Consider the following 16,856-nt stretch of genomic DNA (forward strand, 5'->3'; position numbering starts at 1 on the left):
CCGAGCATCGGGACTCCGAGCGGACGTACGCCCGCCTCGCCGAAGACGCCTCGGGGCGTGCACCCGCACTTCAGACCGGTACGAACGCATGATGGGCGCCCATCACGCCGTCAGCGGCGCCGCCGCGTGGCTGGCGGTCACGGCGACGGTGCCGGCGATCCCGTTCGTGGCGGGGCGTGTCATCCCGATGAGCACCGGGCTCGACGTCCAGCCGCCCGAGGTCGTTCTGCTGGGTGCGCTGGTCGTCGCGGGTTGGGCGCTGGTGGCGGATCTCGACCATCACTCGGCCACGATCTCGCAGTCCGTGCCGCTGTTCGGCAAGCTCGCCTCTGAGGCGGTGGCGACGGCATCCGGTGGTCATCGCAAGGGAACGCACACCGTCTGGGCGGCGGCGATCGCCGGAGTGATCGCATGGGCCGCTTCGCTGCTCGTCTGGGACACGCATTCGCCGGTCGGAACGTTGTCGATCGGACTTCTGCTCGTGACGGCACCGGCCATCGCATTCGCCACTCACACGATCAAGTCGATCAGGATCGTCAACACCTGGCCGCGTGCTTGGCTCGTCGGCGTGATCGGTGCGCTCGCCATCGACACCGGGATCCGCACGAATTTCGCCTGGCTCCTGGTGGCGGTGGTTCTCGGATACGCCGTGCACCTCGTTGGCGACTTCCTGACCGTCGAGGGGATTCCACCCACCTATCCGTGGGTGCCCCGGCCTCCTCGCTGGTGGCGTCGCAACGCGCTGCTCGGACACTTCTGGCACGACAACGGATACGTGAGCCTGCCCGTGCTCGGGCGGACAGGCTCGAGACGCGAGTGGTTCCTCGCCGTCATCCTCACGCTCTACGTGCTCTACATCGCGTTCTTCGAGGTGCACGCGCTCGTGAACCTGCACTGGAGGCTGTGATGCATCGGGCTTGTCCGGGCGGAGCGGATGGCGTCGCTCAGACGTGGCGACGACGCCACGAGCTCGAGATGTCGGATGCGACCCTCGCCCATCGACGTCCGAGTGAAGTCTGACTGAAGGAGGATCGCATCATGGCTGACACCGTGGTTCATGCCGAGATCATCGGAGAGGATCCGGACGTGCTCAGGGGGTTCTACTCGGCGCTGTTCGGATGGGACGCGCCGGCCGGGGACCCCGTCGCACCCGAGGTTTCCCGTCCGGAGTCGTACTCGTTCAATCCATCGTCGGGCGGTGACGGCGTTCCGGTCGGGATCGGCGGCGGATCCGGATTCGCCCCGCGCGTGATGTTCTATGTCGGAGTCGCCGACGTCGCGGCGACCCTGGGGCGTGCCGTCGCGCTGGGCGCGACGGTCATCGTCGGGGCGACGACGCGACCGGACGGCGGCGTCCGTGTCGCGCAGTTCGCCGATCCGGAAGGCAACGTCATCGGGCTGGCCGGGCCCGCGTAGCCCCTGGAGAGACGTCGTCCCCGGCTCATCGGATCGAAGGCTGCCGGACATACCCCTAGGGGGTACTATGATGTGTGACCGAATACCCATGACGGGTACCGCTGCGGAGAGGACGACATGACCACGACCGAGTACCAGGTGACCGGAATGACGTGCGAACACTGCGAGCGGTCGGTGCGCGAAGAGGTCGGTCTTCTGGCCGGCGTGGACGACATCCGGGTCAGCGCGCAGACCGGCAGGCTGGTCATCGACTCGATCGACGCTCTCGACGACGCCGCAGTGCTCGCCGCCGTCAATGAGGCCGGGTACTCGGCCGTCCGCATCGCGTGAATCCCGTCTCGCCGGTCGTCGGCGGCAGCGTGCCGGCCGCTTCCGCACCCGTCGCGGGCTTGGCGGGCTCCAGCATCGAGCTGGAACTCGGCGGCATGACGTGCGCGTCGTGCGCCACGCGCATCGAGCGCAAGCTCAACCGCCTGGACGGCGTCACCGCGACCGTCAACTATGCGACGGAGAAGGCGACCGCCGCAGTGCCGGCCGGGTACGACCCGCTCCTGCTGATCGCCGAGGTCGAAAAGGCCGGCTACACCGCCGTGCTTTCCGCACCGCCTGCCGATGCGGAAACAGAGGCGGAGACGGATGCCGCGAGCGGGTCGGATCCGGATCTGGCATCCCTGCGCACGCGCCTCCTCGTCTCGGCCGTGCTGTCCGTGCCGGTCATCGTGCTCGCGATGGTCCCGGCCCTGCAGTTCACGTACTGGCAGTGGGCGTCGCTCGTGCTTGCGGCGCCGGTCGTCGTGTGGGGTGCGTGGCCGTTCCACCGGGCGGCCTGGATCAACCTCCGGCACGGTGCAGCCACGATGGACACCCTCATCTCGATGGGCACGCTCGCCGCGTTCCTGTGGTCGCTCTACGCGCTGTTCCTGGGCACGGCGGGAATGCCGGGGATGACTCATCCCTTCGAGTTCACGCTCGAACGAAGCGACGGATCGTCGCAGATCTACCTCGAGGTCGCCGCCGGCGTCACCACGTTCGTGCTCGCCGGTCGCTACATCGAGAAGCGCTCGAAACGGAAGGCGGGAGAGGCCCTGCGCCGACTGCTCGAGCTCGGCGCGAAGGACGTTTCCGTGGTGCGCGGCGGCATCGAGACGCGGATCCCCATCGCCCGGCTGCACGTGGGCGACGAGTTCGTGGTCCGACCCGGCGAGAAGGTCGCCACCGACGGTGTCGTCGTGTCAGGAAGCTCGGCGCTCGACACGTCGACGTTCACAGGCGAGCCCGTTCCGCTCGAGGTCGCGGCGGGCGACCAGGTGACAGGTGGATCCGTCAACGCGGGCGGTCGCCTCCTGGTGCGGGCGGTGCGCGTCGGATCCGAGACGCAGCTGGCCCAGATGGCCCGTCTCGTCGAGGACGCCCAGTCCGGCAAGGCTCAGGTGCAGCGTCTCGCCGACCGGATCTCCGCCGTCTTCGTTCCGATCGTGATCGGCATCGCCCTGGTCGCGCTCGTGGTGTGGCTGATGCTGGGGTATCCGGCATCCGCGGGGTTCACGGCGGCGGTCGCGGTGCTCGTCATCGCGTGTCCCTGCGCACTCGGGCTCGCGACGCCGACCGCGCTCCTGGTCGGGACGGGACGTGGCGCGCAGCTGGGCATCCTGATTCGCGGGCCCGAGATCCTGGAGTCCACGCGCAAGGTCGACACGATCGTGCTCGACAAGACGGGCACCGTCACGACGGGGCGCATGACGCTCGTCGACGCGGTCGCCGAACCCGGCACGGATCGCGCAGAGCTGCTGCGCGTGGCCGGGGCGCTGGAGGATGCCTCCGAGCACCCCATCGCGCAGGCGATCGCCAAGGCTGTGACGCAGGAGCTCGGCACGCTTCCCGCCGTCGAGGGTTTCACGAACCTCGAGGGCAGGGGAGTGCAGGGCATTGTCGAGGGGCACGCCGTCATCGTGGGACGCGAAACGTTGCTGAACGACTGGGGTCAGACGCTCGGGCCTGCCGTCGCAGCGGCGAAGGCGCGAGCAGAGGAAGGCGGCAAGACCGTCGTGACGGTGGCGTGGGACGGCGCCGCGCGGGGCATCCTCGTCGTCGCCGACACGGTGAAGCCCACCAGCAAGGATGCCGTCGCCCGGCTGAAGAGTCTCGGGCTCACCCCCGTGCTGCTCACCGGAGACAACGCGGCAGTCGCGCACCGGATCGCGGCCGAGGTGGGCATCGACGAGGTCGTGGCCGAGGTGCTGCCGCAGGACAAGCTCGACGTCGTCTCCCGGCTCCAACGTGACGGGCACGTCGTGGCGATGGCAGGGGACGGCGTCAACGATGCCCCGGCGCTCGCGACGGCCGACCTCGGCCTGGCCATGGGAACGGGGACGGATGTCGCCATCGAGGCCTCCGACATCACCCTGGTCCGCGGGGACCTCCTCGCGGCAGTGGACGCGATCCGGTTGTCAAGGGCCACTCTCGGCACCATCAAGGCGAACCTGTTCTGGGCGCTCGCGTACAACATCGCTGCGCTGCCGATCGCGGCGCTGGGGCTGCTGAATCCGATGTTCGCCGGCACGGCCATGGCGCTCTCCAGCGTCTTCGTGGTGGGCAACAGCCTGCGGCTGCGGCGATTCGCGAGCGTTGCGGCGGCCGAACGCTGAGGGCGGGCTCCGGTGTCCGTCGACAGCGAGCAGCGTTCTACCCGCGTTCGGAGGGCGAGCCGGTAGCATCCATAACGCGCGCTGGAGCGGGAGGCGATGGTCGATTCCACCCTCGCTGCGACGCCGTCACCGTCCCTGTCGGACGGCCTGACCCGGTGGTCGCACATCCGACGCATCAGTAGCGAGACATCATCGTCAGCACCAAGGAGGACTCATGCCCCACTTCGACCTCGTCGTGCTCGGAGCCGGACCCGGCGGTTACGTCGCGGCCGTGCGCGCGGCACAGCTCGGCCTTCAGGTCGCGGTCGTCGAACAGCAGTACTGGGGCGGGGTGTGCCTCAACATCGGCTGCGTCCCCGCGAAGACGCTCATCCGCAACGCCGAGGTGCTGAGCCTCGTGACGCGCGAGGGAGCCCAATTCGGCATCTCGGGCGACATCCACGCCGACTACGGGGTGGGCTGGGACCGCAGCCGTCAGGTCGCGGATGCCCGCGCCAAGGGCGTGCACTTTCTCATGCGCAAGAACAAGATCACCGAGTTCGACGGCCACGGGTTCTTCACCGGCCCGAAGTCGATGGACGTCGCGCTCGCCGCGGGCGGCACCGAACAGCTCACGTTCGACAACGCCATCATCGCGACCGGATCGACCGTGCGCCTGCTGCCCGGAGTGACGCTGAGCGACAACGTCGTGACGTACAAGGAGCTCATCCTGAGCCGCGACCTGCCGAAGTCGATCGTCATCGTCGGTGCGGGCGCCATCGGACTCGAGTTCGCCTACGTGATGGCCAACTACGGCGTGCAGGCGACCGTGATCGAGTTCCTCGACCGCGCCCTGCCGAACGAGGACGCGGACGTCTCCAAGGAGATCACGAAGCACTTCAAGTCCCTTGGCGTTCCGATCCTCACCTCCACGAAGGTGGAGACCGTCGTCGATGACGGCAACCAGGTGACGGTGACCTACACGGCGGCGGACGGCTCGACCGGCACCGCTGTGGCGGACAAGGCGCTCATCTCCGTCGGATTCGCGGCGAATGTCACCGGCTACGGCCTGGAGAACACCGGCGTCGAGCTGACGGATCGCGGCGCCATCGCGATCGACGACTTCATGCGCACCAACGTTCCCGGCATCTACGCGATCGGCGACGTCACGGCCAAGCTGCAGCTCGCCCACGTGGCCGAGGCGCAGGGAATCGTCGCTGCCGAGACCATCGGCGGCGCGGAGACCATGGCGCTCGGCGACTACCGCAACATGCCGCGTGCGACGTACATGCAGCCGCAGGTGGCGAGCTTCGGACTCACCGAGCAGCAGGCACGAGACGCCGGATACGACGTCGAGGTGGCGACGTTCCCGATGCTGGCGAACGCCAAGGCGCACGCGCTCGGCGACGCCCGCGGATTCGTCAAACTCGTGGCCGACAAGAAGTACCACGAGCTGCTCGGCGGACACATGGTCGGACTGGACGTCTCCGAACTTCTCCCCGAGCTCACGCTCGCCCAGAAGTGGGACCTCGGCGCCCTGGAGCTGGCCCGCAACGTGCACCCGCACCCGAGCCTCTCCGAGTCGATGCAGGACGCCTTCCACGGCCTCGTCGGCCACATGATCAACCTGTAACGCCTACCGCCCACCGCTGGTTGGTTTCGACAGGCTCAACCAGCGGTGGTCGGTCTCGACAGGCTCAACGTGCGGCCGGCGGCTACTCCAGGCGGAACGTGCCGATCGGCACCTCGGCGACTAGGCGGCGGGCGACGCCGAGGGCGTCGTCCTCGTTCAGCTGGTGCGTCGTGACGAGGGATGCGAGGTGGCCGGCGTCCAGCCGGCGTGACATGTCGTGCCGCGCCGGGATCGAACAGAACGCCCGGGTGTCGTCGATGAATCCGCTCGTCTTGACGAATCCAGCAGAGTCCGTCACGGCCGAGCGATACCGCGCGATGCCGGCGGGCGAGTCGAGAAACCACCACGGCGCCCCCGCGAACACGCTCGGGTAGAAGCCGGCGAGCGGGGCGATCTCACGCGAGAACAGCGTCTCGTCCACGGTGAACAGCACGATGCGGAACGTGGGGTTCACCCCGAAGTCGCGCAGGATCGGCGTCAACGGCACGGTGTATCCGCCGACCGCCGGCAGGTCGTGTCCGTTGTCGGGTCCGTATGCATCCAACGTCGGCCGGTGGTGATTGCGGATCACGCCGGCGTGCAGCTGCATCACGAGCCCGTCGTCCGCGCTCATCTCCGCGAGGCGGTAGAGCATGTTGCGACGGTAGGCATCGGCATCCGCCTGGCTGACGGTTCCGGCGAGGGCGTCGCGGTGGATGCGCTCGGCGTCCGACACAGCAAGCGGCCCGCTTCCGGCGTCGATGACCCCGGTGTCGGTGGCGGTGCCACCCGCTGCCTTGAAGTACGCGCGGCGCGACCGCAGCGCATCCAGCAGGCCGCCATACGTGCCGCAGTCGATGTTCGCCGCCGCTGACAGGTCATCGAGCTTGCCGCGCCACGTGGATTCGAGCGGATGCATGTACCGATCGGCCCGGAACGTCGGCAGCACCCGACCGCCGAACGACGGGTCGTCCCGAAGTTTCAGGTGTGCGGCGAGGTCGTCGGCGGGATCGTCCGTCGTGGCGAGCACCGCGATGCGGAAGCGGTCGAAGAGCGCTCGGGGACGGAACTCGGGTCGAGCGAGCGCGTCGGTGAGCTGGTCGTACAGGGCGTCGGCGGACTGCGGAGACGGAGCATCCGTGAGCCCGAACACCTCGCTGAACTCGCTCTCGAACCAGTAGCGAACGGGCGTGCCGAGGAACACGTCCCAGTTCTCGCAGAGCGTGCGCCAGACCTCGCGGCCCGAGCTCGCGACGTCAGATTCCGAAGCGGATGCGGCTGCCGCTCTCGCGGCGCCGCTTCCGTTCCTGCGCCGCACGCCGAGCCGGTCCAACGGCACGCCGACGGCGTGCAGCAGGCGGGTCACGTAGTGATCGGGGGTAATGAGCAGCGCGGCGGGATCGCCGAACGGCTCGTCGTCGAGCAGCATGGCTGCCGGGACGTGCCCGTGGGGCGAGTAGATCGGGGCATCCGCGACCTCGGCGTAGAGGCGACGCGCGACGTCCCTGGTGGCCGGGTCGGCCGGCAGCAGGCGGTCGGGGTGCGGTGCGAGAGCTGTCATGGCGGCGATCTCCTCGGTGAGTGGCAGGGCGGGTGTGGCGGGACAGTGCTTCGGTGCGGTGTGGCCGGACAATCCGGTCGGAAAGCGTGGTCAGGACGAGCGATGGTCGGGACGGAAAGCGGACGGGGATGACGAGGCAGGTCGGTCAGACGCCGACCGGGGGAGCCGCCGCGGCGGGCGCCGGTCCCGTCGACGCGCGCACGGTGAGGTGGGTGGGAAGCACGGCGGCGTGGCGCGCGCTCGGCGCCGAGCGGGGATCCAGCTGCGCTGTCAGCAGCGAGACGGCGAGCCGTCCGGCCTGCTCGATCGGCGCGGTCATCGTGGTGAGCGGCGGGTTGCAGAAGTCGGCGCCGAAGATGTCGTCGCATCCGACGATGCTGAGGTCGTCGGGAACTCGGATGCCACGGCTCGCCAGATGCTGCAGCATGCCGATCGCGAGCAGGTCGTTGAACGCGATGGCGGCCGTCACATCCGCATTGAGGACGGCGTCGGCCGCTGCAGCGCCGGCGCTCTGCCGCGGCGAGAACGGACCAAGCCGCACCGCGCGAACGTCGTGCGCCTTCGCGGCCTTGACGAAGGCTCGCCAGCGACTCTCGTTGGGCCAGGACGTCGCGGGGCCCGAGACGTAGGCGATGGACCGGTGGCCAAGCGACACCAGGTGCTCGAGTCCTTGCACCGTGCCGCTCGGTGTGTCCATGAAGACGCTCGGCACGCCACGCGTCTGGCGGTTGATCGCCACGAGCGGGAGCTCGGCGGCGAGAGCCGCCAGGGCTCTGTCGGACAGGCGGGATGCCGCGAGGATCGCGCCGTCGAACGAGGAGCGCAGGCGGTGCAGGAGGGCGTCCTCGTTCTGGTCGGATTCCTCGGTGTCGATGAGCAGCTGCGAGTACCCGGACGCCTTCAGCTGCCGCTGCGTGCCCCGGATGATGTCGAAGTAGAACGGGTTGGTGACATCCGACACGAGCACGGCGACGGCGCCGCTGCGACCGGATGTCAGGGCTCGGGCCTGCGAGTTGGGGGAGTACCCGAGCTCGGCCGCGATCCGCTCGATGCGCTCACGGGTGGCGACGTTGACGCGTCCGGGGTTGGAGAGCGCGCGGGATGCGGTGGAGATCGCCACGCCGGCGCGTTCCGCCACATCGGCGAGCGTCGCCGGTCGCGGTGCGCGTTCGGCCTGCTCCTGCATGGAGACAGCAAAGCAAGCGATCCGTCCATTCGGCAACAAATGGCAAACGTTTGCCATTTGTATTGGCGACTGCTCGGCTCTCGGATGGGTCCGGATGTCGGGCGGCGAGGATCAGTGCGAGGCGTCAGCGCGCAGTGCCGGGCAACGGGCCGGCGACCGACTCGACGACCGCGAGCGCACTGCGCTCCAGGAACGACAGGAACTCGGCCGCCGCCGCGTCGCCGGCTTCGCCGGGCTCGAGCTCTCCGTCGACGAGCGCCCGTTCGGCGAACGAGACCCAGGCCCGAAGCGCGACCCGGAGCAGCGGTGACGACGGGACGCCGAGCTCATCGAACACGGCGATCACGCGCTCCGTCTGGATCCGCTCGGCCTCCTCCACGACGGCCCGCACCGCGTCGTCCCCGCTGGCGACGCCGTGCACGAGCGAGACGAACGTGCTGCGGTGGTCCCGCACGAACATCACGATCTTCTCCAGCGTCGCGTGCAATCGCTCCAGCGGCGGGAGGTCGAGCTGCGGCTCCGTGGCGTTGAGCATGCCGTCGCGCGCGGCGCGCACCACCTCGCGGTGGAAGCCCTGCTTCGAGTCGAAGTAGTAGAAGAGAAGACCGCGGGAGACACCGGCCTGCGCGGCGAGATCCTCGACGTTCAGCTGCCCGAGCGGTCGGTCGGCGAGAGCGGCGACCCCGAGCGCGATGAGCTGGGCGCGGCGCTCGTCGGGCGTCATGCGGGTTCGGCGCTCGGCGGGCATGCAACGAGCCTAGGGCGTGGCGCGGTGCGCTTCGGAGCCGCTTCGTTGCCACCCACCCACCCCGCTCCTGCCCAACCACCCCGCTCTTGCCCAACCACCCCCGTGTTCGCGCGATTTCAGGGGTGGCTCGGCACGAGGCGGGTGGCTGGGCGAATGCGGTCGCTCTACCGGAGTGTCGGCACCGCGGAATAGCATGGCCCCCACCCGGGGGACGAAACTGGGGACTGGCATCCGCTATTGACTCGTGGTAAATAGTTACTGACGCCAAGTCAATAGCGATGCACCCCGTGCTGTTGCCCTGGCGCCGTTGTTCCGTGCGGACTGACCGCACCACGACACGCCGCACCACACGAGAGCACTGCAGTTCACCTCATCAGCACTTCGGATCAAGGAGGATCTATGAAGTTCCGTTCCCTGACGTCCTCACGGGCAGGCCGGGTCGCACTGGCAGCCGTGCCGGTCGGCGTCGTCGCGAGCCTGCTCATGACGGGGGTCGCCAACGGCGCCGTGCCCGTCGCGTTCACCGTCTCCGGATCCACGTTCCAGGTCGGAGCCAGCGAGCTCGACGCCACCGGCTTCTCGCAGTACTCGGGTGTGGCGAAGCAGAAGGACGGCACGACGCATCCCGTCTCGGTGGCGAACATCGGCAGCGCCAAGCTCTACGACCTCTGCCAGTCGGTCGTGGTGCCCGGAATGCCGGTGGGACTGAAGATCACCGCCGGGGGCGGCGGAAACCCCGCTACCGCGACCGACATGCAGATCGGCATGACCGACCTGCAGGGCGACGCGACGTTCAACAACATCCGCATCGGCGTCGACGCCTCCACCGTGAACACCGACGCCAAGGGATCCGAGGGCGACTTCGCCCAGGACGCCGACTCGGTGGTCATCAAGGGACTGAAGCAGACCGCGTGGAGCACGCAGGCTTCCGTCTTCAACCTGTCGGGTCTGCACCTGCAGCTCACCAACGGCGAGACCTGCTTCTAGACGGGCAATTCAGGCGAGGTGACGGATGCCGCTCGCGCGTCGTTCGTCACCTCGCTCCCGTCGGCTCGTCTCGACACCCGCTCGATTCCGTTGCGTCTCGCCGGTCGACCCGCCCCTGAATCCCGACCTTCACCCCCTCCCGACCGCCCGCGAAATCCCGACCACCCAGCCCGAAACCCGGCAATCCAGCCCGAAACCCGGCAATCCAGCCCGAATGGAGAACACTGTGCAGACCGCCAGCTGGTGGCGCGCCTTCGTCGCGTGGTACCGCAAGCGACCGTTCATCGGTGGAGTGCTCACCGTGCTCGGCGGAATCGAGCTGTTCTTCTCCGGCCAGCTGTCGCTCGGCGACATGAAGGTGCAGGTGGGCATCGAGGGCTTCCAGGCGACGCTGATCCCGATCGTGCTCGTGCTCGTCGGTGTGCTGGCGACGCTGACGCCGCAGCATCGCATCTTCTACGGCGTGATCGCGCTCGTCGTCGCCGTCTACTCGCTCGTCGGCGTGAATCTCGGCGGGCTCTTCGTCGGCATGATCCTGGCGAGCGTCGGCGGAGTGATGATCGTCTCCTGGATGCCGCGGCGCGGCCCATCCGCGGAGGCCGCGGACAGTGCACGGGCCGACGACGCACCGGCCGACGACGCACCGGCCGACGACGCACCGGCCGATGAGACCGATCTCGCAGCGGATCACGACTCCGACGGCACTTCGGATGACGCGTCGCACCCGGGAGCGGATGCCATCGCCGCGCTCGTGCAGGCCTCCGACGACGATCTGCCCGTCCGCGAGTCGATGTCTGACAGCTCCGGACGGGGTGTCGTATCGGGCGCGACACCGCGGGCGACACCACCGACATCCGGACGCCGTCGCGGATCGCGACCGAACGGCAAGAGCGTTGGACGACGCACGGCAGGCGGGGCACTGGCGATAGCGCTGACCATCACCGTCGGTGTCGGCCTCACGACCGGCCAGCCTCAGCGGGCGGCCGCCGCCGAGGCGAGCGGCGTGTGCATTCTCGGATTCATCGGCGACTGCACATCGCCCAGCCCGAGTCCCACGCCGACATCGACGGAGACCCCGCCGCCGTCGGGGAGCGCGACTGATCCGTCGTCCGGCGGCGGCGCGTCCGGCAGCGGCACCACGGGGGACGGCACCTCCACCCCTGCCGCCCCGATCGGACCGCAACTCATCGCGCCGGCATCCGCTTCGCCCGTCTTCACCGGAAAGCCTGCGCTCCTGCAGGGCTCGTCGCTCTCCTTCTCCGGTCTTCGCTACCTCGGCCTCGCCACGGTTCGGCTCTCGGACGGCAGCACGGCGACGGTGCTCAAGCTCTCGATGGACAGCGTGACCATCCCCGGATTCCGGCTCGACACACGCGACGCGAACGGCGAGGGAACCGACACCGTCGCGACCCAGATGGCGTTCAGCGGCGGTGTCGACACGTACTGCTCGTCGCTGAAGGGGATCCTGCAGAACGGCGCGGCGGTGCAGTACGACATCACGCATCCGCCGTCGACGGACGGATCCGTTCCCGTCACGCGGATCATCTCGCTCGAGGTCTTCGGCATCACCGGCGGCAGCTCCGCCCTGACGGGGTTCCACGAGATCATCAGCTGAGCGCAGCGCTCACGCTCGCACCGGGCGCGCGCAGCGCGTCGGGCGCACTCTCGCGCCAGCTTCTCGGTATTGCGCCAGGAATTCTGGCGCGGTAGTGAAAAGCTGGCGCGAGTGCCGAGTGCCGAGTGCCGAGTGCCGAGTGCCGAGTGCCAAGTGCCAAGTGCCGCGCAGGGGGGCGAGCGCGGAGAGCACGAGGATGCGTGGCGAATGTCAGGGCGTGGCTTCCGGAGAGAGAGTCGGTCCACGCCGTGGCAAACCATGGCAAACGTTTGCAGTCGCATCCGGCCGCTGCCTAGTGTCGATGGCATGAGCTCCGCCGAGGCCGCTGATGGCCCTACCTGGCTCCTCTCCGGCTTCGGAGACGAGATCGATGCAGACCCGAACATCCAACTGGCCGTGCTCGAGGCGCTCGGCGCCCGGCACATCGAGGTGCGCAGCGCCTGGGACGTGAACATCGTCGACCTCGACGCCGATCGTCTCGCCGAGCTGAAGACGGTGATCGATGCCGCCGGGTTCGGCGTCTCGGCCATCGCGTCGCCGATCGGCAAGGTCGACGTCTCCCTGCCCGTCGAGCACGAGGTGGAGCGCCTCGGCCGCGCGATCGCCGCGGCGCACGCACTTGACGCGCGGTACGTGCGCATCTTCTCGTTCTACCGGGGTGAGGGCATCGCCGCCGAAGACATCCGCGACGACGTTCTCGTTCGGATGCGCGCACTGGCCGACCTCGCCGAGCGCGAGGGCGTCGTGCTGCTGCACGAGAACGAGAAGGAGATCTACGGAGACGTGCCGTCCCGCGTGCTCGACATCGTCGAGTCCGTCGGATCCGACGCCCTGCGCCTCGCGTGGGACAACGCGAACTTCGTGCAGGTGGGCGTGAAGCCGTTCACGGATGGCTGGCCCTTGCTGAGTCAGCACGTCGAGTACCTGCAGGTGAAGGATGCACTGTTCGCCGACGGCACGGTCGTGCCGGCCGGAGAGGGCGACGGCGAGCTCCTGCAGACGGTCACCGCGCTCCGGGATGCCGGCTACCGCGGCTTCGCCTCCCTCGAACCCCACCTCGCCGACGGATTCGCCCTCGGCGGCTTCTCCGGACCCCGCGCCTTCGGCACCGCCGGACGCGCGCTGAACCGTCTCCTCGACCAGATCGGAGTGTCAGCAGCATGAGTACCTCGTCAGAGCCCGCCTCGAGCACTGAGACCACGTCGGACACCGACTCCGCACGCCGCCTCACCGCCGCCATCGTCGGCTGCGGCGTCATCGCCGACAACCACGTGCGGGCGCTCGCCGCGCTGGGTGAGATCGACATCGTCGCGCTGATCGATCCGGTGACGCCGTCGGCCGAACGTGTCGCGGGTCTCGTCGAACTGACCGGTCAGCCGCGGCCGGCGCTGTTCGCCGATCTCGGGGAGGCGCTCGCCGAGCATCCGGTCGACCTCGTCGTCATCTGCACGCCGAGCGGCCTGCACGTGCGGCTCGCCGAGACGGCGCTGAGGGCCGGAAGCAACGTGGTCATCGAGAAGCCGCTCGATGTGTCGGTGCCGCGGGCGCGGCGCATCCGCGAGCTGGCCGACGAGGCTGCCGAGCGCGGACTCGTCGCATCCGTGATCAGCCAGCACCGCTTCGACCCGGCGTCGGTGGTCGTCGCGAACGCCGCGCACTCCGGCGAGTTCGGCGTGCTGACCAGCGCCGTGGCATCCGTGCCGTGGTGGCGCACCCAGGAGTACTACGACTCCGGCCAGTGGCGCGGCACATGGGAGCTGGACGGCGGCGGCGCCGTCATGAACCAGGGTGTGCACACCGTCGACCTGATGGTGTGGTTCCTCGGCAAGCCGGTCGCGGTGTACGCGCACACGGCCAGGCTCGCCCACGACCGGATCGAGGTCGAGGACACGGCTGTCGCCACCGTGCGGTTCGAGAACGGCGCCCTCGCAGTGCTGCACGCCACCACGGCGGGATTCCCCGGACTTCCGGTCCGCGTGCAGGTGCAGGGCTCGAACGGCTCGGCCGTCGTCGAGCAGGACCAGCTGGCGTACTTCGTCTCAGGCGGTTCCGCAGGCGACTCGAACGCGGATCCGACGCGCTCCAGCACGCAGAACCGTGCGGCGGAGCTGGTCGGCCCTGGCGACCTGTACGGAACGACCCGACCCGCCGACGCGTTCGTCGAGGGACACGAGCGCCAGTACCTCGACATCGTGGATGCCATCCGTACCGGCCGTGCGCCCGGCGTGACCGTGGCGGATGCGCTGTTGTCGCTGGCCGTCGTGCGGTCCGTGTACCTGTCGGCGACGCTCGGACGCGAGGTCCTCGTCGACGACGTGCTCGACGGCGTGTATGACGACGAGCCGGTGCACACCGAGATCGTCACCGAATCCGCCGACGCGACGGTCGACGCGTGAGGCCGATGCCCGTGTCCCGTCGCCCGAGGGGACGTCGTCGGAGGCCCGCGGATGCCGTCGGTCGCTGACGCCCGCACCTCGCGCCCCGAGGTGCGCATGGCGCACCTCGGTCTCGGCAACTTCCACCGTGCGCATCAGGCCTGGTACACGCAGCTCGCGAACACTGCGGAATCACCTGCGGGTGCGGGTGCGGGTGCGGATGCGGATGCCTGGGGCATCGCCGCGTTCACCGGACGTTCACCGCGCACCGCCAAGGCGCTCGCCGCCCAGGACTGCGTCTACACGCTCATCACGCGCGCCGCGGAGGGCGACAGCGCCGAGATCGTGCAGTCGATCGTGCGGGCGCACGACGGAGCCGGATCCGAATGGGAGCGGACCGTCGCGGATCCGTCCGTCGCACTCGTCACGATCACCGTGACGGAGCGGGCGTACGAGACGGCCGAGGAGCAGTCGCGTCACGCCGGGGCCGCGGGCGAAACGGCGGGAGCACGGATCGCGCGCGGTCTCGCGGCGCGGGCACGGGCATCCGCCGGGCCGATCGCGCTGGTGAGCTGCGACAACCTCACCGGAAACGGTGACGCCCTGCGCCTGGCCGTACATCGCGAGGTGGAGGACGACGCGCTCGCCGAGTGGATCGCCCGGAACGTGTCGTTCGTCTCCACGATGGTCGACCGCATCACTCCGCACACGACGGACGCTGACCGTGTCACCGCGCGCGAGCTCACCGGATACGACGACGTCGTGCCCGTCGTCACCGAGCCGTTCAGCGAGTGGATCGTCGCCGGCGACTTCCCTGCCGGACGCCCGGCATGGGAGTTGGCCGGCGCTCGCTTCGTGGACGACATCGAGCCGTACGAGCGGCGCAAGCTGTGGCTGCTGAACGCCGGGCACACGCTGCTGGCCTCCACGGGCATCCCGCGCGGCCACGAGACCGTCGCCGAGGCGTTCGGCGACGCAGAGTGCCGCATGCTGCTGGAGGAGCTGTGGTCGGAGGCGCGCGTGCTGCTGCCATTCGACGCGGCCACGACGGATGCCACGCTCAACGCCCTGCGCACCCGTTTCGCCAATCCGCGCATCGCGCATCGGCTCGTGCAGATCGACGACGGAAGCCAGCAGAAGCTCAGACAGCGGCAGGCGGCCATCATCGCGGCGCGGCTGGATGCCGGCGACGAGCCGGGTCGCGCATCCCTCGCCACCGTCGAGGAATGGGGGAGAGCCAGAGGGCTCGACCTCGCCGAAGCGCTCGACATCCTGCAGCCGGGGCTCGCCCGCCGCGTGTATCTGCGCTGAGCCTGCGCAGGCGTGCCGACGCAGCCCCATCCCCTACTCCGGACCCATCACGAGGAGAATCCGCACCATGATCATCCAGTCCGCCGAGGTGCTCGTCGCGAGCCCCGGACGCAACTTCGTCACCCTGCGCATCACGACCGACGACGGGTTCACCGGCCTCGGAGATGCCACGCTCAACGGCCGCGAGCTCGCCGTCGCCGCCTATCTGTCCGAGCACATCGTGCCCCTGCTGATCGGACGCGACGCGAGCCGCATCGAGGACACCTGGCAGTACCTCTACCGCGGTGCATACTGGCGCCGCGGGCCGGTGACCATGGCCGCCATCGCCGCTGTCGACACCGCGCTCTGGGACATCAAGGCCAAGGCGGCCGGTATGCCGCTGTACCAGCTGCTCGGCGGCCGCAGCCGCGACGGCCTGCTCGTGTACGGCCACGCATCCGGGGTCGACCTGCCCGAGCTGTTCGACTCGATCCGCGAGCATCTCGACGAGGGATATCGCGCCATCCGTGTGCAGACCGGCATCCCCGGTCTCCCCTCGGTCTACGGCGTTGCGCACTCGAGCAACGCGCAGGCCGGAACGGATGCCGGATCCGACGCCCGCTACGACTACGAGCCCGCGCGCCGCAGCGCCCTCCCGGTCGAAGAGAGCTGGGACACCCGTGCGTACCTGCGTCACGCTCCCACCGTGTTCGAGGCCGTGCGCAACGAGTTCGGCCCGGAGCTGCCGCTGCTGCACGACGCACACCACAGGCTCACGCCGATCCAGGCCGCGAAGCTCGGCAAGTCGTTGGAGCCGTACGACCTGTTCTGGCTCGAGGATGTCACGCCCGCCGAAAACCAGGCGGTGCTGCGCCGCGTGCGCGAGCACACCACGACGCCGCTCGCGATCGGCGAGGTCTTCAACACCATCTGGGACTACCGCGAGCTGTTCGAGGAGCAGCTCATCGACTACGTGCGCAGCCCCGTCACGCACGCCGGCGGCATCACGGGCCTGCGTCGCATCTTCGACTTCGCGGCCGTGTACCAGATCAAGTCCGGCGCGCACGGACCCACGGATGTCTCGCCCGTCGGCCTGGCAGCCGCGGTGCACCTCGGCTTGGCGATCCCGAACTTCGGCATCCAGGAGTACATGCAGCACGCGCCCGTCACGCATGAGGTCTTCCGCACGACCTACACCTTCGAGAACGGCATGCTGAACGCGTCGGATGCCCCCGGTCTCGGCGTCGAGTACGACGACGAGGTCGCCGCGGCGCACCCCTACGCAGGCGCGTACCTCCCGGTGAACCGCCTGCTCGACGGCTCGATGCACGACTGGTGATGTTCGTCGGCTCTGCTGGTAGAGCTCCGACTCCCGCCGGTTGAGCCCCCGCGCCGGCTCGTTGATCCCCCACTCCCGCTGGTTGAGCTTGTCGAAACCAGCG

At 69.2% G+C, this 16,856-nt stretch carries 14 protein-coding genes; 11 read left to right on the forward strand and 3 right to left on the reverse strand.

Annotated features, from left to right (window positions below; all coding sequences use genetic code 11):
- Positions 1–91 precede the first annotated feature (91 nt).
- From ACX9R5_RS09270 to lpdA, 5 genes are all read left to right on the forward strand, one after another.
- Positions 92–907, forward strand: a complete 816-nt coding sequence (locus tag ACX9R5_RS09270) for a metal-dependent hydrolase (RefSeq protein WP_459408691.1) — start codon at positions 92–94, stop codon at positions 905–907.
- A 131-nt stretch (positions 908–1,038) separates the two neighbouring features.
- Complete coding sequence (locus ACX9R5_RS09275) at positions 1,039–1,416, forward strand: VOC family protein (RefSeq protein ID WP_459408692.1); 378 nt, start codon at positions 1,039–1,041, stop codon at positions 1,414–1,416.
- A gap of 117 nt (positions 1,417–1,533) precedes the next feature.
- Entirely contained in the window at positions 1,534–1,746 is a 213-nt protein-coding gene (locus ACX9R5_RS09280; protein WP_459408693.1) for a heavy-metal-associated domain-containing protein, read from the forward strand.
- Positions 1,747–1,841: 95 nt separating this feature from the next.
- Positions 1,842–4,061 (forward strand): heavy metal translocating P-type ATPase, encoded by a 2,220-nt coding sequence (locus ACX9R5_RS09285; RefSeq protein WP_459409060.1) that lies wholly within the window; start codon positions 1,842–1,844, stop codon positions 4,059–4,061.
- A 214-nt stretch (positions 4,062–4,275) separates the two neighbouring features.
- Positions 4,276–5,673: a dihydrolipoyl dehydrogenase gene (gene lpdA, locus ACX9R5_RS09290; RefSeq protein WP_459408694.1), complete on the forward strand. Its 1,398-nt coding sequence runs from the start codon at positions 4,276–4,278 to the stop codon at positions 5,671–5,673.
- Between the two features lie 82 nt (positions 5,674–5,755).
- Here the strand turns inward: lpdA and uxaC are convergent, their stop codons facing one another.
- From uxaC to ACX9R5_RS09305, 3 genes are all read right to left on the reverse strand, one after another.
- Positions 5,756–7,213, reverse strand: a complete 1,458-nt coding sequence (uxaC, locus tag ACX9R5_RS09295; protein WP_459408695.1) for a glucuronate isomerase — start codon at positions 7,211–7,213, stop codon at positions 5,756–5,758.
- Between the two features lie 145 nt (positions 7,214–7,358).
- A complete protein-coding gene (locus ACX9R5_RS09300) occupies positions 7,359–8,399 on the reverse strand; it encodes a LacI family DNA-binding transcriptional regulator (RefSeq protein ID WP_459408696.1) in 1,041 nt (346 codons plus the stop codon).
- Between the two features lie 124 nt (positions 8,400–8,523).
- Positions 8,524–9,147: a TetR/AcrR family transcriptional regulator gene (locus ACX9R5_RS09305; protein WP_459408697.1), complete on the reverse strand. Its 624-nt coding sequence runs from the start codon at positions 9,145–9,147 to the stop codon at positions 8,524–8,526.
- A gap of 399 nt (positions 9,148–9,546) precedes the next feature.
- Between ACX9R5_RS09305 and ACX9R5_RS09310 the strand changes: the two genes are divergently transcribed.
- The 6 genes from ACX9R5_RS09310 (at position 9,547) to manD (ending at position 16,753) form a co-directional block, all read left to right on the forward strand.
- Positions 9,547–10,134, forward strand: coding sequence for a DUF6230 family protein (locus ACX9R5_RS09310; RefSeq protein WP_459408698.1), 588 nt, complete (start codon positions 9,547–9,549; stop codon positions 10,132–10,134).
- A gap of 226 nt (positions 10,135–10,360) precedes the next feature.
- Entirely contained in the window at positions 10,361–11,749 is a 1,389-nt protein-coding gene (locus ACX9R5_RS09315) for a DUF6114 domain-containing protein (RefSeq protein ID WP_459408699.1), read from the forward strand.
- A 306-nt stretch (positions 11,750–12,055) separates the two neighbouring features.
- On the forward strand, positions 12,056–12,913 hold the full coding sequence (locus ACX9R5_RS09320) for a sugar phosphate isomerase/epimerase family protein (RefSeq protein ID WP_459408700.1): 858 nt from the start codon (positions 12,056–12,058) through the stop codon (positions 12,911–12,913).
- Complete coding sequence (locus tag ACX9R5_RS09325; RefSeq protein ID WP_459408701.1) at positions 12,910–14,145, forward strand: Gfo/Idh/MocA family protein; 1,236 nt, start codon at positions 12,910–12,912, stop codon at positions 14,143–14,145. Before ACX9R5_RS09320 ends, ACX9R5_RS09325 begins: the two co-directional genes overlap by 4 nt.
- A 51-nt stretch (positions 14,146–14,196) precedes the next feature.
- On the forward strand, positions 14,197–15,435 hold the full coding sequence (locus ACX9R5_RS09330) for a mannitol dehydrogenase family protein (protein ID WP_459408702.1): 1,239 nt from the start codon (positions 14,197–14,199) through the stop codon (positions 15,433–15,435).
- A gap of 67 nt (positions 15,436–15,502) precedes the next feature.
- Complete coding sequence (gene manD / locus ACX9R5_RS09335; protein ID WP_459408703.1) at positions 15,503–16,753, forward strand: D-mannonate dehydratase ManD; 1,251 nt, start codon at positions 15,503–15,505, stop codon at positions 16,751–16,753.
- Positions 16,754–16,856: the final 103 nt, after the last annotated feature.

The sequence above is a fragment of the Rathayibacter sp. CAU 1779 genome (assembly GCF_054551755.1).

Coding starts and splice junctions, on each gene's coding strand:
- ACX9R5_RS09325 (WP_459408701.1), top strand. CDS start 12,910: ATGAGTACCTCGTCAGAGCCCGCCTCGAGCACTGAGACCACGTCGGAC.
- ACX9R5_RS09300 (WP_459408696.1), bottom strand. CDS start 8,399: ATGCAGGAGCAGGCCGAACGCGCACCGCGACCGGCGACGCTCGCCGAT.
- manD (WP_459408703.1), top strand. CDS start 15,503: ATGATCATCCAGTCCGCCGAGGTGCTCGTCGCGAGCCCCGGACGCAAC.
- ACX9R5_RS09285 (WP_459409060.1), top strand. CDS start 1,842: ATGACGTGCGCGTCGTGCGCCACGCGCATCGAGCGCAAGCTCAACCGC.
- ACX9R5_RS09305 (WP_459408697.1), bottom strand. CDS start 9,147: ATGCCCGCCGAGCGCCGAACCCGCATGACGCCCGACGAGCGCCGCGCC.
- ACX9R5_RS09270 (WP_459408691.1), top strand. CDS start 92: ATGGGCGCCCATCACGCCGTCAGCGGCGCCGCCGCGTGGCTGGCGGTC.
- ACX9R5_RS09275 (WP_459408692.1), top strand. CDS start 1,039: ATGGCTGACACCGTGGTTCATGCCGAGATCATCGGAGAGGATCCGGAC.
- uxaC (WP_459408695.1), bottom strand. CDS start 7,213: ATGACAGCTCTCGCACCGCACCCCGACCGCCTGCTGCCGGCCGACCCG.
- ACX9R5_RS09320 (WP_459408700.1), top strand. CDS start 12,056: ATGAGCTCCGCCGAGGCCGCTGATGGCCCTACCTGGCTCCTCTCCGGC.
- ACX9R5_RS09280 (WP_459408693.1), top strand. CDS start 1,534: ATGACCACGACCGAGTACCAGGTGACCGGAATGACGTGCGAACACTGC.
- ACX9R5_RS09310 (WP_459408698.1), top strand. CDS start 9,547: ATGAAGTTCCGTTCCCTGACGTCCTCACGGGCAGGCCGGGTCGCACTG.
- lpdA (WP_459408694.1), top strand. CDS start 4,276: ATGCCCCACTTCGACCTCGTCGTGCTCGGAGCCGGACCCGGCGGTTAC.
- ACX9R5_RS09330 (WP_459408702.1), top strand. CDS start 14,197: ATGCCGTCGGTCGCTGACGCCCGCACCTCGCGCCCCGAGGTGCGCATG.